Origin of the sequence: Phreatobacter stygius, from assembly GCF_005144885.1 — a bacterium.
Taxonomy (GTDB): Bacteria; Pseudomonadota; Alphaproteobacteria; order Rhizobiales; family Phreatobacteraceae; genus Phreatobacter; species Phreatobacter stygius.
The window spans coordinates 1509817-1527623 of record NZ_CP039690.1 but is presented as its reverse complement, the minus strand read 5'-3'; the positions used below and the strand labels follow the sequence as shown (position 1 = coordinate 1527623).

16 protein-coding genes are annotated in these 17807 nt (G+C 67.5%); 10 read left to right on the top strand and 6 right to left on the bottom strand.

Annotated elements, in window-relative coordinates:
• Position 1: 1 nt before the first annotated feature.
• Together E8M01_RS07005 and E8M01_RS07000 are read left to right on the top strand one after the other, a co-directional pair.
• On the top strand, positions 2 to 829 hold the full coding sequence (locus E8M01_RS07005) for an ATP-binding cassette domain-containing protein (RefSeq protein WP_136959470.1): 828 nt from the start codon (positions 2 to 4) through the stop codon (positions 827 to 829).
• 41 nt (positions 830 to 870) lie between these two features.
• Complete coding sequence (locus E8M01_RS07000) at positions 871 to 1515, top strand: invasion associated locus B family protein (RefSeq protein ID WP_246088622.1); 645 nt, start codon at positions 871 to 873, stop codon at positions 1513 to 1515.
• Between the two features lie 54 nt (positions 1516 to 1569).
• Here E8M01_RS07000 and E8M01_RS06995 read toward each other — a convergent pair whose 3' ends face one another.
• The 3 genes from E8M01_RS06995 to E8M01_RS06985 are packed head-to-tail and all read right to left on the bottom strand — an operon-like array spanning position 1570 to position 5502.
• Positions 1570 to 3117: an ABC transporter substrate-binding protein gene (locus tag E8M01_RS06995; protein WP_215908863.1), complete on the bottom strand. Its 1548-nt coding sequence runs from the start codon at positions 3115 to 3117 to the stop codon at positions 1570 to 1572.
• Between the two features lie 25 nt (positions 3118 to 3142).
• The gene (locus tag E8M01_RS06990) at positions 3143 to 3991 is read right to left on the bottom strand and encodes an alpha/beta hydrolase (RefSeq protein ID WP_136959469.1); all 849 of its coding nucleotides are present in this window, start codon (positions 3989 to 3991) and stop codon (positions 3143 to 3145) included.
• Positions 3991 to 5502: an amidase gene (locus tag E8M01_RS06985; RefSeq protein WP_246088621.1), complete on the bottom strand. Its 1512-nt coding sequence runs from the start codon at positions 5500 to 5502 to the stop codon at positions 3991 to 3993. Before E8M01_RS06985 ends, E8M01_RS06990 begins: the two co-directional genes overlap by 1 nt.
• Positions 5503 to 5561: 59 nt before the next feature.
• Between E8M01_RS06985 and E8M01_RS06980 the strand changes: the two genes are divergently transcribed.
• Both E8M01_RS06980 and aptA read left to right on the top strand, forming a co-directional pair.
• On the top strand, positions 5562 to 6479 hold the full coding sequence (locus E8M01_RS06980) for a GntR family transcriptional regulator (RefSeq protein ID WP_136959468.1): 918 nt from the start codon (positions 5562 to 5564) through the stop codon (positions 6477 to 6479).
• Between the two features lie 117 nt (positions 6480 to 6596).
• Positions 6597 to 7931 (top strand): omega-aminotransferase AptA, encoded by a 1335-nt coding sequence (gene aptA / locus E8M01_RS06975; RefSeq protein WP_136959467.1) that lies wholly within the window; start codon positions 6597 to 6599, stop codon positions 7929 to 7931.
• Between the two features lie 123 nt (positions 7932 to 8054).
• Here aptA and E8M01_RS06970 read toward each other — a convergent pair whose 3' ends face one another.
• Positions 8055 to 9266: an MFS transporter gene (locus E8M01_RS06970; protein WP_136959466.1), complete on the bottom strand. Its 1212-nt coding sequence runs from the start codon at positions 9264 to 9266 to the stop codon at positions 8055 to 8057.
• Positions 9267 to 9378: 112 nt separating this feature from the next.
• Here E8M01_RS06970 and E8M01_RS06965 point away from each other — a divergent pair, with 112 nt between their 5' ends.
• Entirely contained in the window at positions 9379 to 9984 is a 606-nt protein-coding gene (locus E8M01_RS06965; protein ID WP_136959465.1) for a TetR/AcrR family transcriptional regulator, read from the top strand.
• A gap of 132 nt (positions 9985 to 10116) precedes the next feature.
• Positions 10117 to 10863, top strand: a complete 747-nt coding sequence (gene msrA / locus E8M01_RS06960) for a peptide-methionine (S)-S-oxide reductase MsrA (RefSeq protein ID WP_136959464.1) — start codon at positions 10117 to 10119, stop codon at positions 10861 to 10863.
• A gap of 18 nt (positions 10864 to 10881) precedes the next feature.
• Here msrA and E8M01_RS06955 read toward each other — a convergent pair whose 3' ends face one another.
• Positions 10882 to 11586 (bottom strand): haloacid dehalogenase type II, encoded by a 705-nt coding sequence (locus tag E8M01_RS06955; RefSeq protein WP_136959463.1) that lies wholly within the window; start codon positions 11584 to 11586, stop codon positions 10882 to 10884.
• A 301-nt stretch (positions 11587 to 11887) separates the two neighbouring features.
• Here E8M01_RS06955 and E8M01_RS06950 point away from each other — a divergent pair, with 301 nt between their 5' ends.
• Positions 11888 to 13117 carry an aminotransferase-like domain-containing protein gene (locus tag E8M01_RS06950; protein WP_136959462.1) on the top strand — a complete coding sequence of 410 codons (1230 nt, stop codon included), beginning with the start codon at positions 11888 to 11890 and terminating at the stop codon, positions 13115 to 13117.
• 11 nt (positions 13118 to 13128) lie between these two features.
• Here the strand turns inward: E8M01_RS06950 and E8M01_RS06945 are convergent, their stop codons facing one another.
• A complete protein-coding gene (locus tag E8M01_RS06945) occupies positions 13129 to 14973 on the bottom strand; it encodes an ABC transporter ATP-binding protein (RefSeq protein WP_170182208.1) in 1845 nt (614 codons plus the stop codon).
• Between the two features lie 375 nt (positions 14974 to 15348).
• Here E8M01_RS06945 and E8M01_RS06940 point away from each other — a divergent pair, with 375 nt between their 5' ends.
• The 3 genes from E8M01_RS06940 to E8M01_RS06930 all read left to right on the top strand — a co-directional run bounded on the left by E8M01_RS06940 (position 15349) and on the right by E8M01_RS06930 (position 17805).
• Complete coding sequence (locus tag E8M01_RS06940) at positions 15349 to 16284, top strand: SMP-30/gluconolactonase/LRE family protein (RefSeq protein ID WP_136959461.1); 936 nt, start codon at positions 15349 to 15351, stop codon at positions 16282 to 16284.
• Positions 16285 to 16343: 59 nt separating this feature from the next.
• Positions 16344 to 17087, top strand: coding sequence for an SDR family NAD(P)-dependent oxidoreductase (locus tag E8M01_RS06935; protein WP_136959460.1), 744 nt, complete (start codon positions 16344 to 16346; stop codon positions 17085 to 17087).
• A 250-nt stretch (positions 17088 to 17337) separates the two neighbouring features.
• Positions 17338 to 17805, top strand: a complete 468-nt coding sequence (locus E8M01_RS06930; RefSeq protein WP_136959459.1) for a (2Fe-2S)-binding protein — start codon at positions 17338 to 17340, stop codon at positions 17803 to 17805.
• The last annotated feature ends 2 nt before the right edge of the window (positions 17806 to 17807 follow it).

Sequence of the window (17807 nt, the reverse complement as noted above, 5' to 3'; positions counted from 1 at the left end):
CATGCTCAAGCTCGTCACCAGGCCTGCCGAACCGGCGCCGCCGCAAGCCGATGCGGCGCCGCCGTTCGATCTCGACGGTGTCAGCTTCACCATTCCCGGGCGCGTGCTGCTCGAACCCCTGACCATGAGCCTGCCGGCGCGCCGGGTGGTGGGCCTGATCGGCCATAACGGCTCCGGCAAGTCGACGCTGGTCAAGCTTTTGGCACGCCAGCAGCCAGCCTCGGCCGGCACCATCCGCTTCGAAGGCAAGGCACTGGAGGCCTGGGGCGACCGTGCCTTCGCCCGCAAGGTCGCCTACCTGCCGCAGCAGACGCCGCCGGCCGCGGGCATGCTGGTGAGGGAGCTGGTGGCGCTCGGCCGCTATCCCTGGCACGGCGCGCTCGGCCAGTTCGGCCAGACCGACCGCGACAAGGTGAGCGAGGCCATGGCGCTGACCGATGTCGAGGGTTTTGCCGACCGGTTGGTCGACACATTGTCCGGCGGCGAGCGGCAGCGCGCCTGGCTCGCCATGCTGGTGGCGCAGGATGCCGAATATCTCTTGCTCGACGAGCCGATCTCGGCGCTCGACATCGCCCATCAGATCGAGGTGCTGTCGCTGGTGCAAAGGCTGTCGCGGGATCGCGGCCTGGGCGTCGTGGTGGTGCTGCACGACGTCAACATGGCGGCGCGGTTCTGCGACGAGATCGTCGCACTGCACTCCGGCAAGCTGGTCGCCCGCGGCGCGCCTCCGGCGATCATGACGCCGGCCGAACTCGAAGCGATCTATGGCGTCGCCATGGGCGTGACGCCGCATCCGGTCTCCGGCCTGCCGATCAGCTACGTCCATTGACCGCCGCCATCGATCTTCCGACCCCAACAAGGCCTCAACCGATGTTCCGCTCCAAGCTCCTTCTGTCCGCCGCCATGATCGTCGGCACTGCCGTTTCGGCCGGTCTGGTGTTTGCCCAGCAATCGCCGCCGCCCGCCAATCCGCGTCGGGCGGCGCCGGCTCAGACGCCGGCTCAGGCGCCGGCCGCACCGGCGCCGCTGGCCGCACCGCTCATGCCGCCGGCCCAGGCAGCGCAGTTGCCGAACGGTGCGACCGCGATCAACGAGACCTATGGCGACTGGACCGTCGATTGCCGCATTGTCGAGGGGCGCAAGGCCTGCGCCTTCTCGCAGGCCCAAGGCAATCAACAGACCGGCCAGCGGACTTTCGCGATCGAGCTGCGCATGTCCGATGGCGCCAGGACCGATGGCATCCTGCTGCTGCCCTTCGGCCTCAACCTGGATCTCGGCGTGAAGCTGAAGATCGACGAGCAGGATCTCGGCCAGGGCGTACGCTTCTCGACCTGCCTGCCGTCGGGCTGCCTCGCGCCAATCAGCCTGCCGACGGCCGCCACCGAAGCGCTGAAGAGGGGCACCCGGCTGATCGTCAGCGCGACGATGCTGAACAGCGGCGAGGCCGCCACATTCAATGTCTCGCTCAACGGTTTCGCCGCCGCGATCGCGCGCGTCGCGCAGCTCGGCGGCTGAGCCCGGCCGACCGGCGCCGGTGGACGGCGGCCGCCGGCTTGGGCTCGGCCTCGGTCAGCGCGTGCGGACGCCCCAGGTGATCGGCTGGTTGGCCGGCCATGACACATAGCCCTGGACCCGCGGGTGAATGGCCTCGAGCACGGGGTCGTAATAGAGCCCGATGATCGGCATGTCGGCCCTGACCTTGGCATGGATGCGGGCGAAGATCTCGCGCCGGGCGGTGTCGTCGGTGATCCGCGCGCTTTCGGCGAGCAGGGCAATGGCTTCCGGATCGCCATATTGTGCGGTTTTCGCCGCGGCCTTGTTGCCGATGAAGGTCGTATACATCTGGGTCGGATCGAAACGCACGGAAAAGGCGAAGGACTGCAGCTGGAAGCGGCCGTTCAGGTAGTTGCTGAGCTGGGTCGCCCAGTCGAGCACTTCCAGCTCGACCTTGAAACCGGCGGCGGTCAGCATGGCCTCGATGACCACGGCATTCTGATACATGCCGGGATATTGCCGGTTGGTCTGCAGCTTGATCGGCTGGCCGCGATAGCCGGCTTCGCGCAACAAGGCCGCGGCGCGTGCCGGATCATAGGCCGGCCATTCGGCGAAACGCGGATCGTAGAAGGCGGTGGAATTGCTGACGCCCGACGGATTGGCCTGGGTCATGCCGGCGGCGCGCGCCTCGGCAATGTCCTTCAGGCTGATGGCATGGGCGAGTGCCTGCCGGATCTTCGGATTGGCCATCACGGGATCGTCGGTCTGCACCAGGAGCGCCGCCCAGCCGAGGCCCGGCGTCGTGACGATGCGCATGCCGCGCTGGCGCAGCGGCTCGATCTGCTCCGGCTCGATCCGCGCCAGCACGTCGACCGCCCCGGTGGTCAGCGCCGCCTCGCGCGCGGTCGAATCGGGGATGATGCGGAACATGACCTGGTCGACCAGCATATTGCGGGCGCCGGAAAAGCCGCTGGCCGGCGCAGTGCTTGGTTTGTAGTCGGCAAAGCGTTCCAGCAGCACATATTCGCTGCGGCGCCATTCGCGCAGCCGCAACGGGCCGGAGCCGATCGGCGTGGTCCATTTGCCCGATGCGTCGACGCTGCCGGGATGGGCGGCGACGACATGGCACTGGATATTGGCGAGTTGCCGGATGAACAGCGCATTGGCCTGGTCGAGCCTGAACACGACTGTCCGGGGATCGGGTGTTTCGACGGCGACGACCTTGACGCCGGACGAGCCGTCGAAGGTGGTGCGGCAAGCCCAGGCGGCGCCCTGGACCAGCCGGTCCCACATCCATTTCACTTCCGCCGAGGTGATCGGCTGGCCGTTGTGGAACAGGGCCCCGGCACGCAGCTTGAACGTATAGGTCTTGCCCTCGTCGCCAACCTCCCAGCTGTCGGCGAGCGCCGGGCCGACACCGAGGTCGGCGCGGAAGGCCACCAGGCCCTCGAAGACCTGGTGGATGACCGCATCGGTATTGGCGTCGCGGTTGACGCCGGGTTCCAGGCTGCGGATATCGGCGTTGAGGGCAACCACCAGCCGGTTGGCGGCGGGCGGGGTCTGGGCCAGGGCGGGGGAGGCGATGATCGCTCCCAGGAGGCCAAGCCAGGCGGTGCGGATCATGCTGTGTCCCCTTCTGTTCTGGTTCTCAACCGGCCGGCCAGCCGGCCGTCGCGTCGTTCAGGAAAGCCTCCACCGCCGGGAAAATCCCCGAGCTGCGATGTCCGACGCCCGGCACGATGTCGTGACGCACCGTGATCCCGTGGTTCTCGAAACTGGCTTTCAGCGAGCGCATCCGGTCGTGCCGGTTGGCGCCGGCGATGTCGCCATCGGGGCGCCAGGCCGGGCTGCCGGGCGGAATGGCGATTTCCCAGGTCTCGGTGTCGTCGGCGCCAATGACCATCTGCACGGCGGCGCGGCGCATGGCTTCGAGATTGATCGGGCGGCCCATGACCTGTTCGATGTTGCGGACGCCAACCCAGAAGTCCCGCTCGAAATCGAGCAGCGTGACCACGCCGGGCGCGCCGATCGAGACCGCCGAAATGCGTTCGGGATGCAAATAGAGAAAACGGTGGGCGAAATGGCCGCCGCCGGAGAAACCGAACATGGCGAACCGGTCGCCGCCGATCCGGTAGCGCGCCTTGATCTCGTCGATCATCGACAGGAGCACGAGGTCGTAGCGGACCGAGCCGGGTGTCAGCATCTTGTAGCTGGAGACGTCGGTTTGGCTCTCGATGCCGGCGGGAAATAGCGGCGCCAGCACGATGCAGCGGTGGCGCTCGGCGAAGGGAATGAAGGCCTCGCGATAAGGCGTCATGTCGCGCAGCGTGCCGTGGACAGCGACCAGCAGGCGATAGCTGTCGCTGCCGTGCTCGTCATAATCGTCAGGCACATAGGCCGAATAGGAAAAGCGCGGATCCATGCGGCAGGCATAGACCGTGGTCCGGCCGAAATCATAGGCCGAAAGCCTGGTGCCGTGAGCCCTGACGCGCGCCATCAGCGTGCTCCCGCCGGTGCTGAAACGGCAGGTCTCGCAACAGCAGGTCTTGCAACAGCAGGTCTTGGGTCGATCGGCGTCGCGATCGCGCCCTGCGCCTCGATGACTTCGCCGATCTCGAAACAGAGATCCTCGCGGAAGCGGCCGGCGACCACCTGCACGCCGACCGGAACGCCGTCGACAAGGCCGGTCGGCACCGAAAGCCCGGGCAGGCCGAGAACCGACACCGACATCATCGGGTTCTGGGCGGCGATCACGCTGGCCGTGGTGGCGGCGTCGGCGACGTCGAAGCCGACCGCGAAGGGCAGGCGGGTCGACACCGGCATGACCAGCACCGGATGGGTTTCGAAGAAGATCTGCCAGTTGCGCAAGGCCCGGGACCGTTCGCCGAGCGCCACCAGCACGTCGCTTGCGGTAAATCGCGGCAAGGCTTCGTTCCACAGGCCAATGGCGCGCTTGATGCCGTCATCGCCATTGGCGTCGATCTGCGGTTGCAGCGCCGCCATGATGTCGGCCATGGCAAGTTTCGGCCAGATGTCGCCGGCCTCGGCGAGGTCGGGCGGGGCGACCTCCTCGACGAAATAACCGGCGGCTTCCAGGCTGCGGCCGGCCCGGCGAACGGCTTCGGCCACCGCCGGATCGACACCGCGGCCGCCGGGATCGACGACCAGCGCGATGCGCATCGGCCGCGCCGGCGGGGCGAAGGGGGCCGGCACGACGCAGCGCGGGTCGAGCGGGCTCGGCCTGGCCATGGCGGCGAAGGCGAGCCGCTGGTCGCGGATCGTCCGGGTCAGCGGCCCCTGCACCGCCATCAATTGCGAGGAGATCGGCGCAAGCCCCGTGGCGGTGGCATTGCTCGACGGCACCCGGCCATGGGTCGGGCGCAGGCCAACCAGTCCGCAGCAATAGGCGGGGTAACGCACCGAGCCGGCGATGTCGTTGCCATGGGCGATCGGCCCGATGCCGGCCGCCACCGCCGCGCCCGCGCCGCCGCTCGAGCCGCCGGGCGTAATGCCGGGATGCCAGGGATTGATGGTCGCGCCATGCAGGTCGTTGGCCGTATGCCAGCGCATCGAATAAGCCGGGGCATTGGTGCGGCCAATGATGACCGCGCCGGCATCGCGCAGGTTGGCGACCACCGGATTGTCGCTCGTCGCGACGAGGTCGGCATAGGCCCCGACGCCGCCATTGGTCGGATGGCCCTTCTGGTCGATATTGATCTTGATCGTCACCGGCACGCCGTGGAGGGGCCCAAGCGCCTCGCCGTTCAGCCTTGCCGCGTCGGCGGCGTCGGCGGCGGCCAGGGCTTCCTCATCGAAGCGGCGGACCACCGCGTTGATCGCGCCGTTGACCTGGTCCATGCGGGCGAGACAGGACGACACCACCTCGCGCGCCGAGACCGCGCCGCTGCGGATCAGCGCCGCGATCTCGGCAGCCTCCATTTGCCAGGGTTCGCCGGCCTTGGGCATGATCGCGGCGGGAGGAGCTGTGCGGGCGGATTGCGGCTGCATCGTCAGGCCTTTCGATCGATGCTTCCTATGGAGGCGCATTCAATGTATTTTGTCAAACCATGATACAGAACAAAGCCACGTCGCCGCCGATCGAAGGCGAGCCGCCGAGCAAGCTTCAGCGCGACCTGCTGCCGCGTATCGTCGAACTGATCCGGCATGACGGCCTTGAGCCCGGCAGCCGGCTGCCCGAGGCGCTGCTGGCGCAGCGGCTGCAAGTGTCGCGCACGCCGGTCCGCGCGGCGCTGCGCCATCTCGCCGAACGCGGCATGATCAGCCCGCTGCCCGGCGGCGGTTATGCCCTGTCGACCCCGCTCGACGAGATCCGGCCCGGTGAATTCGCGCCGGTCGCCTCCGACCTTGACGAATATTGCGTGCGCATCGCCCGCGACCGGGTCGATGGAACCTTGCCGCCGCAGATTTCGGAAGCCGACCTGATGCGGCGCTACGAGCTCGGCCGGCCGCTGCTGCTGCGCGTGCTGAACAAGCTCGCCGAGGTTGGCCTGGTCGAGCGCCTGCCGGGACATGGCTGGCTGTTCTCGCCGGTCAATGACCTCACGGCCATCAATGAGAGTTATGCGTTCCGGCGGATCATCGAGCCGGCGGCGCTGTTCGAACCGGGTTTTGCCCTCGATCCGGCCTGGCTCGCCGACATGCGCCGGCGGCACGAGGACATGCTGCAGCAGCCCTGGACCGCCATGCTGAGCGTCGGGCTGTTCGAAATGAATGCCGAATTCCACGAAGGGCTGATCGCGGCCTCGGGCAACCGCTATCTCGTGCTGGCGCTGCAGCAGCAGACCCGGCTCAGACGTTATGCCAATTATTCCTGGCGCTACGGGCCCGATCGGGTCGCGATTTCCTGCCGCGAACATCTCGAAATCATTGCCCGGCTGGCGGCCGGCGAGATCGAGCTGGCCGCCGCGCTGCTGCGCCGGCATCTCGATCTTGCCCGTGATCTCAGCACGGCGCCGCGCGGATAGGCACTGCCGATCGCGTCATCGGCATTGCAGAAGGTACTTTATGTAGACATAGTACCGCAATGATCAACCGAGCCGCAGCCATCAGAGGGAACCGCGGCCTGACCCGGCGGTGAAACCATGACGATCGTTCCGCAGATGAACCTCAGCCGCGAGGCGCTCGAACCCTATTGGCTGCCGTTCACCTCGAACCGCGCCTTCAAGGCGAAGCCGCGGCTGTTCGTCGGCGCCAAGGGCATGTTCTACACCACGGCCGAAGGCCGCCAGCTGCTCGACGGCATGGCCGGGCTCTGGTGCGTCAATGCCGGCCACGGGCCGGAGCGGATCACCGCGGCCATTCGCGAACAGGCCGGCCATCTCGACTATGTCTCGTCGTTCCAGATGAGCCATCCGCTGGCGTTCAAGCTGGCCGGACGGATCGCCGGCCTGACGCCCGAAGGCCTCGACCGGGTGTTCTTCGTCAATTCGGGATCGGAGGCGGTCGACACCGCGCTGAAGATCGCGCGGGCTTATCACCGGGCCCGGGGCGATGCCGGCCGCACCCGCCTGATCGGCCGCGCCAAGGGTTATCACGGCATGGGCTTTGGCGGCCTGTCGGTTGCCGGCATCGCGCGCCATCGCCGCGACTTCGGACCGCTGCTTGGCGATGTCGACCACCTGCCGCACACCTATAATCGCGAGCACCAGGCGTTTTCGCGCGGCCAGCCGGACTGGGGCGCTCATCTTGCCGACGAACTGGAGGCGATCGCCCAGATCCACGATCCTTCGACCATCGCCGCCGTCATCGTCGAGCCGGTTACCGGGTCGGGGGGCGTACTGCCGCCGCCGAAGGGTTATCTGGAGCGCCTGCGCGCGATCTGCGACCGGCACGGCATCCTGTTGATCTTCGACGAGGTGATCACCGGTTACGGCCGGCTCGGCGCACCCTTCGGTTCGACCGCGCTCGGCGTCACCCCTGATATCATCACCTGCGCCAAGGGCATGACCAATGGTGCCGTGCCGATGGGTGGTGTCATAGCCTCGACCAAGGTCTACGACGCCTTCATGACCGGGCCGGACGAGGCCGTCGAACTGATGCATGGCTATACCTATTCGGGCCATCCGCTGGCCTGCGCCGCCGGGCTTGCCGCGATCGACGTCTATGAGGAGCTGGACCTGTTCGCGCGGACCGCGCGGATCGCCGGCTATTGGGAAGCGCAGGCGCATTCGCTGCAAGGCGAACCGCATATCGTCGATATCCGGAATATCGGCCTGCTGGCGGCCATCGAGATCGCGCCGAAGCCCGGCGAACCGGGCAGCCGCAGCGCCGCCGCCGGCAATCTCTGCTACGAGGCGGGCGTGCTGGTCAGGACCGCGGGCGACGCCCTGGTGCTGTCGCCGCCACTGATCATAACCGAGGCCGAGATCGACCGGATCTTCGACACGATCCGCCAGGCGGTCAGAGCGCTGGCCTGACGCCCCGGTTGTTCCGGCCAGGGCCAGGACAATTGCAACGGTGGCGCCATTCGCGCCGCCGTCGCTGCTGCTGCCTGAGTTGAGGCCGCGCCGGACCGATCCTGCCCGATGAGTTTGCGCCGGTCAGGCGACCGCCGGTGCCAGGGCGCATTCGCGCGTCTGTTCCGCGACGTGGCGATAGCCGAGCAGGACGGTGGCGAGTGCCACGCCGCCGGCGGCGATCGACACCCAGAAGCCGCTCGCCGCGCCGAACTCGTCGATGACCCAGCCGGACAGGGACGAACCGATGGCCATGCCGATGCCGATCCCGGTCATCGCCCAGGTGATGCCCTCGGTCAGCTTGGCCGCCGGCACCAGGCGCTCGATCAGGCCGATCGAGATGATGATGGTCGGCGACACCGCGGCGCCGGCCAGGAACAGCACCGCGGCCAGCACGGGGATGCTGCCGATGACCAGAAGCGGCAGGGTGGTCAGCGCCGCAAGCCCGATCGCGAACAGGAGCTGGCGGGCCAGCGGCATTTGAAGCTTCAACGCGCCGAAGACCAGGCCAACGATCAGCGAGCCGGCGGCATAGCTCGCCAGCACGAAGCTGGCCGCGGCCTTGTGGCCCTGCTGTTCGGCAAAGGCGACGGCGGTCACTTCGGCCGTGCCGAAGATCGCACCGATCGCGATCAGGGTCAGCGCGATGATCCTGACCGAGCCGAGGCGGATGACCGAGCTTCCGGCGCTCCGGCCCTGGGCATGGACCAGCGGCTCGGTCGCCTTCTGCGGCACGAACAGCAAGGTGCCGACGGCAAGGAACAGGGTGGCGGCCAGCGGCCCGGCTTCCGGGAAGACCGCGACGCTGAGCCCGATCGAGATCACCGGGCCAGTCATATAGATGACCTCGTCAACAACGGATTCGAAGGCGAAGGCGGTGCGCAGCTTCGGCGTGTCGCGGTAGAGCTCGGTCCAGCGGGCGCGCACCAGGGCGCTCATGCTCGGCATGAAACCGGCCAGCATGGCGAACAGGAACAAGGCCCAGGCCGGCGCGCCGAACCGGGTGGCGAGCATCAGGCCGGCCAGCGCCGCGATGGCCAGCGCCGTCGCCGGCGGCAGGACCCGGCTCTGGCCGTAGCGGTCGACCAGCCGGGAGACCTGCGGCGAGATCAGGGCATTGGCAAAGGCGAAAGTCGCGGCCACCGCACCGGCCAGCCAATAGCCGCCACGGGCCTGGGACAGCATGGTGACGATGCCGAGCGTGATCATGGCCAGCGGCAGGCGGGCGATGAAGCCCGCCGCCGAAAAGGCCTTGGCTCCAGGAGCCCGGAAGATCTCGCGATAGGGATTGGACATGACGGACGCCTCGATGGGAGGAGCCACTTGCATACGTGGCGTATGCAAACGAGATAATTGCATACAGGGCGTATGTCAACTAATATACGGTGCGTATGTGAAAGGGGCAGGCATGAGCCACAAGCCGCGCAGCGTCATGATCGCCGAGACACGCGCCAAACTGGTCGGCGCGGCGCGCCATGCCTTCGGCACGGTCGGTTATGCCGAAGCGTCGATGGACCAGTTCACCGCCGCCGCCGGCCTGACGCGCGGCGCGCTCTACCATCATTTCGGTGACAAGAAGGGACTCCTGGAAGCGGTCATCGCCGAGATCGATGCCGAGATGAACGTCAGGCTGAGCGCTGTCTCGCGCAGCGCCGCCGATCGCTGGCAAGGCTTCGTCGCGGAATGCACGGCCTATATCGAAATGGCCCTGGAACCGGAGATCCAGCGGATCGTGCTGCGCGACGGGCCCTCGGTGCTGGGCGATCCCTCGACCTGGCCAAGCCAGAGCGAATGTATCCGCTCGCTGTCGGCGGGCCTGCAGCGCCTGGCGGAGGACGGCGTCATCGTGCCGGTCAATCCCGAGGCCGTCGCCCGGCTGCTCAACGGCGCGATGCTGCAGGCCGCGCTGTGGATCGCCCATGCGCAGGATCCGCAAGCGACATCGGAAAAGGCCGTCGGCGCTTTCCGCGCCTTGCTCGACGGGTTGCGCGCGGCGCGCCGCGCGCCGGACTGACGCCGGGCTGGTGCGTCCGGATCACATGCGCGTGAGCCGCGCTATTTCCGCAACAAAAGCATGCTTCCCTCCGTATCCGCTGCAGCGGCCCCTCATCCGTTGTCGAAACGGGGCGGCCGACGGAGACAAGCCATGCACCCATCGTTGCCGAAATCGTTTTCGATCCGTGTCGTGTCCGGCGTCCGCCGGGTCGGGTTTGCCGTCGCTTTGCTGCTGGCGGGTACCGGGCTGAGCCTGCCGTCGTCGGCCGCCGCGGGCGGGCGCGTCATCCCTCAGCCGGTCCAGGACGAGGCGGCCGGGCGATCGGCAACCGCGGTGGCGGTCTTTGCCGGCGGCTGCTTCTGGGGTGTCCAGGGCGTGTTCCAGCATGTCGAAGGCGTCAGCAATGCGGTTTCGGGTTATGCCGGCGGCGACCAGGCGACCGCCAGCTATGATCGCGTCGTAAGCGGCCGGACCGGCCACGCCGAGGCCGTCCGGATCAGTTATGATCCCGCCAAGATCAGTTATGGCCGGCTGCTGCAGATCTATTTTTCGGTCGCCCACGATCCGACCGAGCTCGACCGGCAGGGCCCGGATGTCGGGCCGCAATATCGCTCGGCGATCTTCCCGGTGAATGCCGAGCAGGCGCGCGTCGCCAAGGCCTATATCGCCCAGCTCGACCAGGCCCGGGTGTTCGGCAGCGCGATCGTCACCCGGATCGAGCCCGACCGTGCCTTCTACCCGGCCGAGGCCTATCACCAGGACTTCATGACGCGGAACCCGCGCCATCCCTATATCGTCATCAACGACCTGCCGAAGATCGCCGATCTGAAGCGCCATTTCCCCGGGATCTATCGTGCGGTTCCGGTGCTGGTCGCAACCGCCGGCGTGTCGAACTGAGCATGCGCGGCCGCTGCGTCACGCCATGACGGTCGCGAGATCGGTCATCGACGGCACGCGAATGTCCGGCTGGTGCGGCGTGATGCCGAAAGGCCGGCCGCGCCGGTCGATGAAGGCGGTGCGCATGCCGGCGGATTTCGCGCCGATGCAATCGAAGGCATGGTTGGCGACGAACAGGATCTCGTCCAGGCCAAGGCCGATGAGTTCGGCGGCCTTGGCATAGGTTGCGACATGGGGCTTGAAGGCCTTGGCCTCGGCGACCGAGATGACCCGGTCGAACGGGATGCCGTGATGGGCCTTGGCGGTTTCGAGCATGTCCGGGTCGCCGTTCGACAGGACGACGAGCTGATAGCGGGTCTGCAACCGGGCGAGTGCGGCGGGCACCTCGGGAAAACAGCGCAGCCGCTCGATCGCACCGACGAGAGCTCTGACCTCGTCCATGGTATGGGCGATGCCGGCGCGTTCAAGCACCAGCGCGACCGAGCGATGGCCGATCTCCCGATAGGACGTATGGTCGCGATGGAGCAGCGCGTCGATCATCGAATTCTCGAAATGGGTGCGGCGCCACCAGGTCACGAAAGCACCGGGATTGCCGATCCAGCCTTTCGATTTCAGGTAGGGCGTGGCGATCTCGGTCAGGCCCGACTGCATGTCGACCACCGTGCCGTACTGGTCGAACATGCAGACCTTGACGGTTCGCTTCAACGCGTCGATGTCGCTCATCCCTGATCTCCCCCTGATTGTCCGGTCCGGCCGAGGTCCCGGCCACTGGCTTAGGCCACGGCACAATCAACCGCGGATCGGGTGGCAGATGAACCGTCGTTTCCGCGTGGCTTCCCGGCGCCATCGCCGGGCCGGCCCGGCCGGTGGTCTCAGGATGCTTGCGCCGGCCGCAGGGCGGCTGTCGCCCAAGCAGGCCTTGCACGACGATCCCACGCGCCTCAAACAGGACAGGGCCCCGACAAGAGGGCCCGGCGCGCCGGCCCCTGGGCCTGGCGCGACCGATGACACGGGGGAGACACCGATGAGCGACCAGTCCTTTGCGCTGACCGACATGTTCCGGGCGGGGCTGCCGGATCCGGCGCCGCGTTTTGATGGGCTGCCGAAATACAACTTCGTCTATGGCCATAACGACCCTTCGCAAGTGCCGGCCGAGGCGCTGGCCGAAGCTGCCGCGACCGTGCTGCGCGACAATGGCCGGCTGCTCGGCATGTACAATCTCGGCCAGGCGCCGCAGGGCCATGACCGGCTGAGAGCCTTCATCGCGGCCAAGCTCGCCCGGCGCAGCGGCATCACCTGCTCGGCCGATGACGTGCTGGTCACCTCCGGTTCGCTGCAGGCCATGGATCTGGTCAACAACCTGCTGGTGGCGGCCGGCGACACGGTGATCCTGGAGGAATTCACCTATGGCGGCGCGATCAGCAAGGTCCAGAAGCTCGGCGCCAGGGTGATCGGCGCGCCGCTCCACGATGGCGGCATCCGGATCGACGCGCTGAGGACGATCCTCGAAGACCTCAAGCGGCAGGGCGTCCGGCCGAAATATATCTACACCATCCCAACCGTGCAGAACCCGACCGGCAGCATTCTCGATCTCGATCGCCGGCATCAGCTGATCGCGCTGGCGCGGGAATTCGGCGTGCCGATCTTCGAGGACGAATGTTATGCCGATCTGGTCTGGGCGGGCGCGCGGCCGCCGGCGCTCTATGCGCTCGACCCGAGCCGGGTGATCCATATCGGCTCGTTTTCCAAGTCGCTCGCGCCGGCGCTCAGGGTTGGCTACATCGTCGCCGACTGGCAGGTGCTGAGCCGCATCCTGGCGACCAAGACCGATGCCGGTTCCGGCGCGCTGGAACAGATGGTGGTCGCCGAATATGTCGAGCGGAACTTCGACCGCCATGTGTCCGTGCTGACCGGGGCGCTGCGCGGCAAGCTCGATGTGCTGGTCGACGCGCTCGGCCAGGAATTCGGCACCTCGGCCGAGCTCTTCGTGCCGCAGGGCGGCATCTTCCTCTGGCTCAGGCTGCCCGACCATGTCGATGTCCGGCGCTTCGCCCAGGCAGCGCTTGCCGGCGGGCTTGCCTTCAATCCGGGACCGGACTGGGCCTGCGACGGCGAGGCGGCGAAAAGCCATATCCGGCTCTGTTTCGCCCTGCCGACGGTCGAGACCATCAGGCAAGGCGTCGCCGAGCTTGCCCGGGTCTGTTTCGAGCACACCGGCGTGCCGGAACATGGCGTCAATCGCCGCCGAGGCTGAAGGGGCGCGGGTTACGACCCCTCGCGCTTCTCCCATTCCTCGCCCCAGACCTGCACGACATGGCCGGGCGAGGCCTCGCGATACTGGCGCGCCGGCGGCACATAGTCGGGCGGCCGGACCGGGCTCCTGATCTCGTCATTCGACACGCCGCGCTTGTCGCCGCGGCGCGCCGGGTCGGGGATCGGCACCGCCGCCATCAACTTCCTGGTATAGGGGTGCTGGGGATTGCCGAAGACTGCCGCGCGCGGGCCGATCTCGACGATTTCGCCGAGATACATCACCGCGACGCGATGGCTCATGCGTTCGACCACGGCAATGTCGTGGGAAATGAAGAGATAGGCGAGCCCCATGCTGGCCTGCAGGTCGAGCATCAGGTTGACCACCTGGGCCTTGACCGAGACGTCGAGCGCGGAAACCGCCTCGTCGGCGACGATCAGCTTCGGTTCGAGCGCCAGGGCGCGGGCAATGCAGATGCGCTGGCGCTGGCCGCCGGAAAATTCGTGCGGATAACGGTCGGCCATCTCGGGCGTCAGCCCGACCCGGACCAGCAGGTCGGCGACCTTGTCGCGGGCTTCCGCCTTGGTCGCCAGGCCATGGGCGTAGAACGGCTCGGCAATGGCTGTCCGCACCGACATGCGCGGATTGAGGCTGGCGAAGGGATCCTGGAAGATGATCTGCATGCGTCGGCGCATGGCCCTGAGCGTGATGCTGTCCATGGCCAGCACGTCCTCGCCGTCGACCAGCACCGAGCCGCTGTTCGGCCGGATCAGCTTGAGGATCGAGCGGCCGGTGGTCGACTTGCCGCAACCCGACTCGCCGACCAGCGCCAGGGTCTCGCCGGCATGCAGGCTGAACGAGACGTTCTCCACGGCATGGACCCGGCCGCAGACCGATCCGAACAGGCCCGACTGGATGTCGAAACGGGTGGTGAGGTTGGCGACCTCGAGCACCGGCCGTTCGGCCGCGGCGACCGTATCCGGCGTCTCGACCGGCACGTCGGACGTGCCGGTCAGCTTGTCGACGATCGGGAAGCGCATGGGCCGCGGCCGGCCGGCCATCGAGCCGAGGCGGGGAACTGCGGAGAGCAGGGCGCGGGTATAGGCATGGGCGGGGCTCGCGAAGATCCGCGCGGTATCGCCGGCCTCCACCGCCTCGCCGCCATACATGACCACGGTGCGATCGGCGATCTCGGCGACCACGCCCATGTCATGGGTGATGAAGAGGACGGACATGCCCTCTTCCTCCTGCAGCAGTTTCAACAGTTCCAGGATCTGCGCCTGGATGGTGACGTCGAGCGCTGTCGTCGGCTCGTCGGCGATCAGCAGCTTGGGCCGGCAGGCCAGCGCCATGGCGATCATCACGCGCTGGCGCATGCCGCCGGACAGCTTGTGCGGATATTCGTGGAAGCGGGCGGCAGCGGCGGGAATGCGCACCTTTTCGAGCAGCCGGATCGCCTCGGCCTCGGCCGCCGAGCGCGACATGTCGCGATGGTAGATCAGTGCCTCGGCGATCTGGAAACCAATGGTCAGCACCGGATTGAGGCTGGTCATCGGCTCCTGGAAGATCATCGCGATGTCGTTGCCGCGCACCTTGCGCATGGCCTTGTCGGGCAGCGTCAGGAGCTCCAGGCCGTTCAGCCTGATGCTGCCCTGGATGCGGCCGTTCTGGGCCGGCACCAGCCGCATGATGGAGAGCGCCGTGACGCTCTTGCCCGAGCCGGACTCGCCGACGATCGCGACGGTTTCTTTCAGGCCGACATCGAAGCCGACATTGCGCACCACCGGATGCCAGTGGCCCTCGCGCAGGAACGAGGTGGTCAGCCCGGCCACCGAGAGGACCGGTGTGGCGGCTGCGATGGCGGGATCGACGACGGCCGAGGCCGGGGGCGCGGCGGGATGGTCGAGTTCAATCACGGGAAGACCTGCTCAATGTCGACAATGCAAAAATCAGATTGGTTCTCATGCCGCTGTTCCCGCGACCTTAGGGATCGCTGGAATAATCTTCAAGCCATTGAAAAATATATGGAATTATAATCATTAAAAGGTAATGCGTCGACGCGGAGGACATGCCGGCGGCTCAGCCGGACCGGTCACGCCCAAGGACCCGTGGCCCTTTCCGGGTGCGACCAGCGGCACTGCAAGCCTGCCGTCCGCCAGGCCCTGATGCGCAATCGCCGGCTTTGCTGTTTCATCGGATGGCGACGCCACGTCGTCCAGCCGTAGGAGACCGCCATGCAAGACACCCTGCGTGAACTCGCGACAGGACTGCTGTTTCCCGAGGGGCCGGTCGCCATGGCGGATGGCTCGGTGCTGCTGGTCGAGATCGGCCGGGGCACGCTGACGCGGGTCGGCGCGGACGGCACGGTCTCTTATGTCGCAACCCCTGGCGGCGGCCCCAACGGCTTGGCGATCGGCCCGGACGGCTTCTGTTATGTCTGCAACAATGGCGGTTTCAAATGGACCGAGCCGAACGGTCCCGGCGGCTACCGGCCGATCGCCCAGGCCGACGACTATAGCGGCGGCCGTATCGAGCGGGTCGACCTCGCGAGCGGGGCCGTGGACGTTCTCTATACCGGCACCGACAAGGGGCCGCTGAAGGGCCCGAACGACATCGTCTTCGACACCGAGGGCGGTTTCTATTTCACCGATCTCGGCAAGGTCCGGGCGCGCGATCAGGACCGCGGCGCGGTCTATTATGCGCGCGCCGACGGCAGCATGATCCGCGAGATCGTCTTTCCGATCCTGACGCCGAACGGCATCGGCCTGTCGCCGGATGGCAAGACGCTCTACGTCGCCGAGACCCAGACGGCGCGGCTCTGGGCCTTCGACATTGTCGGTCCGGGCGAGATCGCCAAACAGCCATTTCCCTCACCCCATGGCGGCCGCCTGGTGGCCGGGCTCGGCGGCTACAGGATGTTCGATTCGCTTGCCGTCGACGCCGAGGGCCAAATCTGCGTCGCCACCCTGGTCGAGGGCGGCGTCACCATCATTTCTCCCGATGGCCAAAGCATCACGCATGTGCCGATGCCCGACCGCTGGACGACCAATATCTGTTTCGGCGGGGCGGAGCTTCGCACCGCCTTCGTCACGCTGTCATCGAGCGGGCGCCTGGTCGCGCTGCCGTGGCGGACGCCGGGATTGCCGCTCAACTATCTCAACCGCCGCTGACCGTCGCAGCGTCGACCGAAACGAGGTCGCGGCGGAATGCGACCAGGAAAGCATGGATCATGACAAGCCAAGACAATCAAACGACCGGGCCGGCGGCATTGGTGACCGGCGGAAGCCAGGGCATCGGCGCGGCGATCGTCGCGCGGCTCGCGCGGCGCGGCATTCCGGTGATCAATCTCGATCGGACGCCGGCCGCGGCGGCGTCGCCGGCACGCTGGGTCGAGGTGGACCTGACCGACGTCGCGGCGACCAGCGCGGCCCTGGCCGAGATCACACGGCGCCACGACATCCTGTGGCTGGTCAACAATGCCGGCATCGCCGCGCCGGCCTCGCTCGAGGAGACCACGCTTGATGATTTCGAGCGGGTCGTGGCGGTCAATCTGCGCAGCACCATCCTGTGCGCCCAGGCGGTTCTGCCAGCCATGAAGCAGGCCGGCCGGGGCCGCATCGTCAGCATCAGCAGCCGCGCGGCGCTCGGCAAGGAATTGCGCACCGCCTATTCGGCCACCAAGGCCGGCGTGATCGGCCTCACCCGCACCTGGGCGCTCGAACTGGCGCCGTTCGGCATCACCGTCAACGCCATCGGGCCGGGACCGATCGAGACCGAGCTGTTCCGCACCGCCAATCCGCACAACAGCCCGCGCACCCGGGCGATCATCGAGGGCGTGCCGGTGCGCCGTCTCGGCCAGCCCGACGATATTGCCCATGCCGCGGATTTTTTCCTGTCGGACGAGGCGTCCTTCGTGACCGGCCAGGTGCTTTATGTCTGCGGCGGCATGACCGTCGGCGTCGCGCCGATCTGAGCCAGGGCCCGCGCCTGGGGGCGTCGCAGCCGAAAGCATCGGCGGCGTTCGCAGGCGCGAACGCGACCGGGCCCGTGGGCGAACGGCCGGACCGGCCGGCAACCGACACCCGCGGCACGTTGCGGCTGATCTGCGGCGCTTCGGCCGGCGCGATCGGTCCGTCGTGCCGCCCGCCCCGGCCTGCCTTTGGTCTCGCCTTGGCCTGATATCCTTGGCATTGTCTCGGTCAGGCGCCTCTGGAGGTCAGGACATGGAACTGCAACCAGTCGCTTTGACGATCAACGGGCAAGCCTACCATCTCGATCTCGATCCGCGCATGTCGCTGCTCGACGTGCTGCGCGAACGCCTGCATCTGTCCGGGACCAAGAAGGGCTGCAACCAGGGCGCCTGCGGCGCCTGCACGGTCCTGCTCGGCGACCGGCGGATCAATGCCTGCCTGACGCTGGCGATCATGCATGACGGAGCTGCGATCACCACGATCGAGGGCGTGGCCGATGGCGACGGCCTGCATCCGCTTCAGGCCGCTTTCATCGCCCATGACGCCTTTCAGTGCGGCTATTGTACGCCCGGCCAGATCCTGTCCGGCATCGGCTGCATCGCCGAGGGACATGCCGGCTCGGACGACGAGGTCAGGGCCTGGATGAGCGGCAATGTCTGCCGGTGCGGCGCCTATCCCGGCATCGTCGCGGCGATCGCCGAAGTCGCGAAGGGAGGCTGACC

What these genes read in the sequence shown, in the direction of transcription:
- E8M01_RS06930 (WP_136959459.1), top strand. Translation starts at nt 17,338, where the DNA reads ATGGAACTGCAACCAGTCGCTTTGACGATCAACGGGCAAGCCTACCAT.
- E8M01_RS06995 (WP_215908863.1), bottom strand. Translation starts at nt 3,117, where the DNA reads ATGATCCGCACCGCCTGGCTTGGCCTCCTGGGAGCGATCATCGCCTCC.
- E8M01_RS06980 (WP_136959468.1), top strand. Translation starts at nt 5,562, where the DNA reads ATGATACAGAACAAAGCCACGTCGCCGCCGATCGAAGGCGAGCCGCCG.
- E8M01_RS06955 (WP_136959463.1), bottom strand. Translation starts at nt 11,586, where the DNA reads ATGAGCGACATCGACGCGTTGAAGCGAACCGTCAAGGTCTGCATGTTC.
- E8M01_RS06935 (WP_136959460.1), top strand. Translation starts at nt 16,344, where the DNA reads ATGACAAGCCAAGACAATCAAACGACCGGGCCGGCGGCATTGGTGACC.
- msrA (WP_136959464.1), top strand. Translation starts at nt 10,117, where the DNA reads ATGCACCCATCGTTGCCGAAATCGTTTTCGATCCGTGTCGTGTCCGGC.
- E8M01_RS06965 (WP_136959465.1), top strand. Translation starts at nt 9,379, where the DNA reads ATGAGCCACAAGCCGCGCAGCGTCATGATCGCCGAGACACGCGCCAAA.
- E8M01_RS07005 (WP_136959470.1), top strand. Translation starts at nt 2, where the DNA reads ATGCTCAAGCTCGTCACCAGGCCTGCCGAACCGGCGCCGCCGCAAGCC.
- E8M01_RS06990 (WP_136959469.1), bottom strand. Translation starts at nt 3,991, where the DNA reads ATGGCGCGCGTCAGGGCTCACGGCACCAGGCTTTCGGCCTATGATTTC.
- aptA (WP_136959467.1), top strand. Translation starts at nt 6,597, where the DNA reads ATGACGATCGTTCCGCAGATGAACCTCAGCCGCGAGGCGCTCGAACCC.
- E8M01_RS07000 (WP_246088622.1), top strand. Translation starts at nt 871, where the DNA reads ATGTTCCGCTCCAAGCTCCTTCTGTCCGCCGCCATGATCGTCGGCACT.
- E8M01_RS06940 (WP_136959461.1), top strand. Translation starts at nt 15,349, where the DNA reads ATGCAAGACACCCTGCGTGAACTCGCGACAGGACTGCTGTTTCCCGAG.
- E8M01_RS06985 (WP_246088621.1), bottom strand. Translation starts at nt 5,502, where the DNA reads ATGCAGCCGCAATCCGCCCGCACAGCTCCTCCCGCCGCGATCATGCCC.
- E8M01_RS06950 (WP_136959462.1), top strand. Translation starts at nt 11,888, where the DNA reads ATGAGCGACCAGTCCTTTGCGCTGACCGACATGTTCCGGGCGGGGCTG.
- E8M01_RS06970 (WP_136959466.1), bottom strand. Translation starts at nt 9,266, where the DNA reads ATGTCCAATCCCTATCGCGAGATCTTCCGGGCTCCTGGAGCCAAGGCC.